The following is a 7057-nucleotide window of genomic DNA, read 5'->3' as shown; positions in this document are numbered from 1 at the left end:
GGCGGGGGAGCGGCCGGGACCGTCGCTGGTGACGGCGGACGGACGCGACTGTGGGACCGTGGCGGGCTCTTGGTGCGGCGTGGACCGAGTCGCGGGACGAGGCGCGGATGGTGACCCGACGACCGGGGTCGTGCGCAGTGCGCCCTCCGACTCGGTGGGTGGGCGGTCGGCTCCGGCTCCGGTGGTCCGCGGCTGATTCGTCGCGGTGGCGGGTGCCTGCGGCTGGTCGACCACGGTGCTTTGAGTTCGTGGACGGTCCGTCACGGAGCCCGGATCCCGCTCGGTACCGGTCACGGCACCGGACCCTTGCGAGTGGGCCGCCGCGTCGACGGGCGCGACGGGCTCGCCGGTGCGGGAGCTGTTCGGCGTGTCGGTGCGCGGCACCCGCGACTGTTCCGTCACAGAGTGGAACAGGCCGCCGGAGGTGGCGGGCGGCGTGGTGCGGCCGGCGCTCGCGGGCCCGGTTCCCTGCGTGGCCGTGGCCGTGGTCGGGTTGTGGGCGGCGGCGTCCGGGCGCCGCGTGGGCGTCCCGGCACCCTGCCGGCTGGCATGGGCGGTGCCGGGGACGCCCTCACCGGGCGTTCCCAGGGCGTGGGCGCCCCCGCCGCGGCCGTCGGACGTGGTCTCGAAGCCGGGCAGCCCACCAAAGTGCCGTGTCGGCTCAGGGGCGGTGGGGGGCGCTGCCTCGTGTGGCCGCGGGGAGGACTCGGTGGGGACGTGCGGCGTCGAGGTGGTGCCGCGGGCGCCGCCGCTGACGGGGCCCATGGACTCGGTGGCGGCGACGTGAGGGATGCGTTCGTCGGTGCCGTGCCTGACGGGGCCCATGGACTCGGTGGCGGCGACGTGAGGGATGCGTTCGTCGGTGCCGTGCCTGACGGGGCCCATGGACTCGGTGGCGGCGACGTGAGGGATGCCTTCGCCGGTGCCGTGCACGACAGGGCCCACGGCCCCCGGGCCGGTCGACTCCGTCGTGGGCCGTGCGGTCTCGTTGCCGGTCGTCCTGTCTCCGATGCCGACCGTAGCGATGGTGCTGCCGCGCGGTGAGCCGGTTCTCTCGGAGACGTTGCCGTCCGATCCGGTCCCGGTCCCGGTCCCTCCAGCCCCGTCCCTGCGCGTACTGTCCGAGTCCGTGGTACGGATGCCGCCGGTGCCGGTCTCGCCGGACTCTCCCGGGCCGTCGGTGCCGGCCGTCTCCCCACGGCCATGGCCCGGACCACCGCCCTCGTCCAGGCCGCCGCCGCTGCCGAGTCCACCCGTGCCGAAGTCCTCCAACACGGGCAACCTCGCCCCTCCCTCGGAGGGGGCCTTGGGGAGGTGGACGTCGGCCTCGGACGGCAGATGGATGTCGGGGGTGTGGATCTTGGTGTGGTCGCCGCCGAACCTGCGCCGGCCTCTCTCACCGCCCATCGCGCCGATGATGCCGGAGGTCAGCGCGGAGCCCATGTCGTATTCGCCGCCGAAGATCTGGGACATCGCCTCGGTGGTCACGAGGCCGGAGGCGCCGCCGATGACGCCCTTGCCGATCAGAGAGCCCGCGAACTTCGGCGCGAACGCCGAGCCCACCCCCGAGAAGACACCGCCGATCGCACCGCCGATCGCACCTCCCTCCACCGCCTGCAGGGTGGCGAAGGTGTCCCACTTGGTGCGGTCGCCCTTGAGGAACTGGATGCTCTGGATCACCGCGTCCATACCGACCATGAACGCGAAACCGGTGGCGATCGACACCAGCAGACGCCGCAGCAGCATCTTGACGATCGCCCGCACGCCGGTCACCAGGGCCGGGATCGCCTCGGGCGCCCAGAAGGCGAGTTGTGCGATCTCCGACGCCAGCCAGACCAGCTGCGCCAGGATCATGTACTTCGCATACTCGACCTGCAGCCCGGTGCTCCTGCCCAGCTCCCCCAGCTGACCGGCCGCCTCGGCCATGTCGGGGAGGTTGGACTTCAGCTGCTGCGTGAAGTTCGAGAACTCGTCGGCCACCGCTCCTCCGACGCTGTGCAGCACGCCACTGGTCGCGGGGTCGATCTCGCGGCTGAGGGCGGTCAGCTGCCGGGCGGCGTCGTCCCACGCCGCACCGAGGCTGCGCAGCTTGTCCTCGTCGCCCTTGGGCCAGTCCATTCCGACGGCCAGCCTCGCGACCCAGTCGAGTTCCGGGGGCAGGTCGATGCTCATGACTTGGTGTTCTTCACCCTGGATTCGGTGGGGTGGACTTCGGAGACGTTCAGACGCCGGGTCATCTCGATGTTCTGGTCCTCCAGGCCTTCGAGATGGACGGCCATCGTCCGGATGCCGTCGTGCATGCTGTCGAGCAGATCGCCCATCTGCTTGGTGCTTTCGATGATCTGCCTCTTGGGCTCGGCGTACTGCTCGTAGAACTGCCGTCCGGCGGCGTCGTCGCCCCAGCATTCGCCCAACTCGTCGAGCCGGCCCTCCAGGCCCTTGCCGATGTCACGGAACCGCGCAGCCAGTTGCTGCATGTACGGCAGCTGTTCGTGCAGCCCGTCGGTGTCGACGTAGAACTCGCCGTCAGCCATGTGTTCCTCCCCAAATCCCCTGGTCGCGGCAGGGCGCGGCGCCCGGGGTCACCGGGCGCCACCGTTCTGTACGTCCGGACGCCCGTTCGCGAGGTACTCACGTACCGAATCGGACATGCCCGGCTCCTCCGCGAGCATCGCCGTGGCGTCGGCTCTGCCTTCCAGCAGGTCGGCGACCTTGACCCCGGCCGGCAGACCGAGCGAGGTCACCTCCGCGACCGCCTCCAGCGCGTTGGCGCGAGCCTGCCGGAGGGTCGCCAGCAGTGCCTCCGACAGCTCCTTGGGCGGCATGCGGTGGTACGCACCCGTGGGGAACTCGATTGCGACCACCTCACCCTGCGCGTTCACCGTCGCCTTGACGGTCTGCCGCGGGGCGGTCGCGGTGCCGGTCACCTCGTTGATCTGGCGCCGGGTCTCGGCTGCCTCCTCGCGCTGCTTGCGGTACAGCGCCAGCAGGTCCTCGATCTCCTGGTCGTAGGGGCTGGTCATGTGAGTCTCCTTGCGTGGTGCGATGGTGCGGCGGTACGTGGGGGAGGCCGAAGACCGGACGGACGGCGTCACAGGGCCGCTCCGGCTCCGTCGGACTTCGCCGACCCCCAGGTCTCGCCCTCCTGGACCAGCAGGTCGGCGATGCCACGGCTCGGCTGCTCGTCCTCGGCCCTGTCCTCGTCCTCCACCGGCTTCTGCGCGAGCAGTTCGGCGGTGAGTTCCGAGGGATCGCCGGCGAACGAGCGCAGCGGCACGGCGGGGACGACGGTGTCCCCCGGGGCGGTGGGCGCCGACCGGTCGGGGCGCCAGGTGGACAGCCGGGGACCGTCATCCTCCGCCGGGGGACCGGCCTGGCCCGTCCAGGTGCTCTCGTCCTCCGTCGCCCAGCCGGGCGCCAGGACCTCCTGCTCGTCCTCGGACCGCGCGGACCACAGCAGTGGTGCGAACGAGGCCCCGGCGCTGTCCCACGCCGCGGTGTCCTCCGCCTCCGGGCCGTCGGCCCGCACCAGCGCCACATGGTCGTCCGGCAGTTGTGGTTCGTCGCGGGCGCCGGAGACAGGCTCCTGCGGCGGTACGGGCTCCGTCGCCAATCCGTTCTCGTCCGCCTCCACCGACCCCTCGGGGTCGGGCTCCTCGGTTGCGGACCGCATCTGACCGCGGTCGCCGCCCATCGGGAGCAGGACCAACGCCGCATCGTCGTCCTGGTGCCGGTCCCGGCGCTCGGCAGCACCACCACGGGAGTCCGCCCAGCCGGCGCCGATAGCGGCACCGGCCGCCGCGCCCAGCAGCGCGGCCGGCAACTCGCCCTCGCCCAAGCCGTCGTGCGCGCCGACAACCGGCCGGTCCCCGGCGGGGTCCGCCTCCGCCGACCAGGGCAGCATCTCGGGAGAGAGCAGACCCGAGGCGTCGGCTCTCTCCTCCTCCCGCCCGGCGGACGTAGCCCCCACCCCGGGCATCATGCCCGGCATACCGGGCTCGCCCGCCGCAGTCTCGGTCGGCCCCTCGGGCTCGGCGACGGGCGCCTCCCGAGCCGGCGTCGACAGCGGTGTGATGAGCGGCCCGTCCGAGTCGGTCGCCGTGCCCCCGGAAAGTGTCTGCGGCGCGAACCCCTCGCCGCCCGCCTCGGCACCGCCGACGATCTCGTCAATGGCGACGGGGTCGCCGGTCCAGGGTTCGGTGTTGTGTGCGAGGAGGCCGCTGGCGTCGCTGCGGTCGGTGTTTCCCGCGCCGGGCGTTCCGGCGCCTATTCCTGGCATCATCGGCATGCCCCCTGCACCGGGCATCATCGGCATGCCGTTGGTGTCGATCGCCTCGTTCTGCGTGGTGCCCGGTTGGCCGGGGAGGGCTTCGGTCCGTGCGTCGATGGGCAGGGCGAGTCCGTCGCCGCCGGTTTGGGTGCCGTTGCTGCCGATTGTCTCGGCCACGCTGGGGTCGCCGGTCCAGGGTTCGGTGTTGTGTGCGAGGAGGCCGCTGGCGTCGCTGCGGTCGGTGTTTCCCGCGCCGGGCGTTCCGGCGCCTATTCCTGGCATCATCGGCATGCCCCCTGCACCGGGCATCATCGGCATGCCGTTGGTGTCGATCGCCTCGTTCTGCGTGGTGCCCGGTTGGCCGGGGAGGGCTTCGGTCCGTGCGTCGATGGGCAGGGCGAGTCCGTCGCCGCCGGTTTGGGTGCCGTTGCTGCCGATTGTCTCGGCCACGCTGGGGTCGCCGGTCCAGGGTTCGGTGTTGTGTGCGAGGAGGCCGCTGGCGTCGCTGCGGTCGGTGTTTCCCGCGCCGGGCGTTCCGGCGCCTATTCCTGGCATCATCGGCATGCCCCCTGCACCGGGCATCATCGGCACGCCGCCGGCGTCCTTCCTCTCATCGGTGCCGAGGGCCGGCGACTCCAGCGAGTCGTCCAGCGCCGACGGTGAGACGATCTTGTTCGGCAGATCCGATTCCGTACCGAGGCCGCCGGGGAACGACTCCGGTGAGAAGTCGCCGAGGACGTTCTCCGCGCCCAGGCCGCCGGTGCCGCCGACGCCCGTGTCGCCGGGGAAGTCCTGGGGAGCGGCGTTGTCGGCCCAGCTTGGGCGGTCCTCGGCGAGCTTGCCGTCCAGCGGCAGTCCGCCCCCGGTGCCCGTGTTCGGCCTGCTGGGGAAGGGGCCGACCGCGAAGGGTGGCAAGCCGCCGTCCAGGTTGTCACCGTGCGGGAACGCGGACGGGTTGAGCGCCTGGTGCAGCGCGCTCGGGTCGAGGGTGTCGTTGCCCAGGCCGGCGACTTTGAAGCCGTCCAGCGTGGGCGTGTTGCCGTCGACACCGGTGCCGCCGGAGAACGGGGTGATGCCGGCGAGCTTGCTGTCCAGCGGCAGTCCGTCCCCGGTGCCCGTGTTCGGGCTGCTGGGGAAGGGGCTGTTCGCCAGGGCCGAGAAGCCGCCGGTGCTGCCGGGGAACGACTCCGGCGAGAGGTCGCTGAAGACGTTCTCCGCGCCCAGGCCGTCCAGCGTGGGCGTGTTGCCGTCGACACCGGTGCCGTCGGAGAACGGGGTGATGCCGACGGCCTCGCCCGTCGGGGACGAGCGGGGCAGCCCCGGTCCGTCGAGGCCCGAAGTGCCGGGAGCGGAGAACTGCGGCGGGTTGCCAGGGGTGACGTCGGGGAACGCGACGGGGTCCCGCAGGACGGGGTCGTCGACGCTCGGAAAGTCGATCGGCACGTTGGGGGGGTTCGTGGGGCTGCTGACGGGCGGAGGGGTGTGCACCGAGTCGATGGTGACCTGGTACTCGCCTACCAGGCTCTTGAGGACCGCGCGCATGTCGCTGGTCATCATCCGGATCAGCTCGGGCCTCTGGTGGACCGGGATCAGACCGTTGCTCGCGGGCTTGACGCCCATCAAACGGGCCTGGTGGGCGTACCAATGGTCGATATCGGAGACCTTGGTCTTGGCATTGTGCAGGTTGACCGAGTTGTTCGCGAGCTGTTGCGGCACGGAGTTGCCCGCCTCACCGCCGGACAGCACGACCGCGGTCGCCTTCACCTGGCGGGAGAAGGTGTCCATTGTGTCGCGGAAGGCGTCCGCGGCGTCGCCCTTCCAGGGGCCGTCGTCACCGGCCAGGGCCTTCGCCTGGGCGGCGATGCTCTCGGCAATCCCTGACAGAACTGCCTGCGCGTAGTAGAAGTGTTCCGCCGCGTCCATCAGGGACTGGGGGTTGGAGACGCTCTTGGCATGTTCCTCGTTCTCCGCTGAGTGGACAGCGGCGGACATGCCGTAGATGGCCGCCTTGATCTGCTTCCAGTCCCATGAGTCGTAGTCGTGGATCGAACCCGGGTCGGTTCCGGGATCGCCGAACACAGCACCGTCGCCGCCCTCTTTGAATCCACCGGTGTTGTAGTCACCCATGTGCTGCCCCAGTCTCCGATTGCGTCCGTGTCGGAGCCCCCGGCCGTCCCCCGATGCCATCGCAGACACCGGGGGACGGGAGGACCACCGGTCAACTTCCTCCGCCGCCGGACCCGCCGGCGTCGGTCACCAGGCTGGTGAAGTCGCTGCTGGTGGACTGCATACTCTTCTGCAGATCCGTCGCCTTCATCCGCCCGGCGTCTTCCAGGGTGGTGTACTGGTTCGCCAACACCTTCAGGTCGTCCCGTAGATCGCCCAGGCCCTGGGCGAGGTCATGGAGGACCTTGATGTAGCGCTCCTTCAGTCCGGAGTCGGCGTTCAGGCCGCTGATCTTCGCCCGGATCTGGTTCGCGTGGTAGAACGCACCAGGTTCGACCCGAACCTCCTGCAGGAGGGCGGCCGCCCTCCGCGTGAACGGTATGAGCTTGTCGATGTTGTCGGCGCACAGCAGCATCGAGGGGGTGTCCACGCTGGTGCCACTGCCGGTTCTACCGGTACCACCAGGCACTTTGGGCGGCGTGAAGGTCTCCTTCGGGCGCACCCAGCTGTGCCCTGACGGGATCGTCGTGTCGCCGTCCCAGCGCTGGGGCTGGTGGCGGTGGTGCTCCGTTCGATCAGGTGAATTGATCGGTGTCTCCGCACCGATAACACCCGTAACCG

General features: G+C 71.0%; 5 protein-coding genes. All 5 read right to left on the bottom strand.

Going from position 1 to position 7057, the window contains the following annotated elements; genetic code table 11:
• Positions 1 to 2172, bottom strand: a 2172-nt coding sequence (locus I3F54_RS29685; RefSeq protein WP_374205983.1) for a hypothetical protein, incomplete at its 3' end; no start/stop codon positions are given.
• The gene (locus I3F54_RS29680) at positions 2169 to 2534 is read right to left on the bottom strand and encodes a WXG100 family type VII secretion target (protein WP_240122019.1); all 366 of its coding nucleotides are present in this window, start codon (positions 2532 to 2534) and stop codon (positions 2169 to 2171) included. The genes I3F54_RS29680 and I3F54_RS29685, both read right to left, overlap by 4 nt.
• A gap of 48 nt (positions 2535 to 2582) precedes the next feature.
• On the bottom strand, positions 2583 to 3023 hold the full coding sequence (locus I3F54_RS29675; RefSeq protein WP_240122018.1) for a YbaB/EbfC family nucleoid-associated protein: 441 nt from the start codon (positions 3021 to 3023) through the stop codon (positions 2583 to 2585).
• Positions 3024 to 3091: 68 nt separating this feature from the next.
• Complete coding sequence (locus tag I3F54_RS29670; protein ID WP_240122017.1) at positions 3092 to 6397, bottom strand: hypothetical protein; 3306 nt, start codon at positions 6395 to 6397, stop codon at positions 3092 to 3094.
• 91 nt (positions 6398 to 6488) lie between these two features.
• A complete protein-coding gene (locus I3F54_RS29665) occupies positions 6489 to 6866 on the bottom strand; it encodes a hypothetical protein (protein WP_240122016.1) in 378 nt (125 codons plus the stop codon).
• Positions 6867 to 7057: the final 191 nt, after the last annotated feature.

The sequence above is a fragment of the Streptomyces sp. MUM 2J genome, assembly GCF_022414535.1.
GTDB lineage: Bacteria > Actinomycetota > Actinomycetes > Streptomycetales > Streptomycetaceae > Streptomyces.
Note: the sequence above shows the minus strand (reverse complement) of the source record. Positions and strands in the feature narration are given on the sequence as shown.

What these genes read in the sequence shown, in the direction of transcription:
- I3F54_RS29675 (WP_240122018.1), bottom strand. Translation starts at nt 3,023, where the DNA reads ATGACCAGCCCCTACGACCAGGAGATCGAGGACCTGCTGGCGCTGTAC.
- I3F54_RS29680 (WP_240122019.1), bottom strand. Translation starts at nt 2,534, where the DNA reads ATGGCTGACGGCGAGTTCTACGTCGACACCGACGGGCTGCACGAACAG.
- I3F54_RS29670 (WP_240122017.1), bottom strand. Translation starts at nt 6,397, where the DNA reads ATGGGTGACTACAACACCGGTGGATTCAAAGAGGGCGGCGACGGTGCT.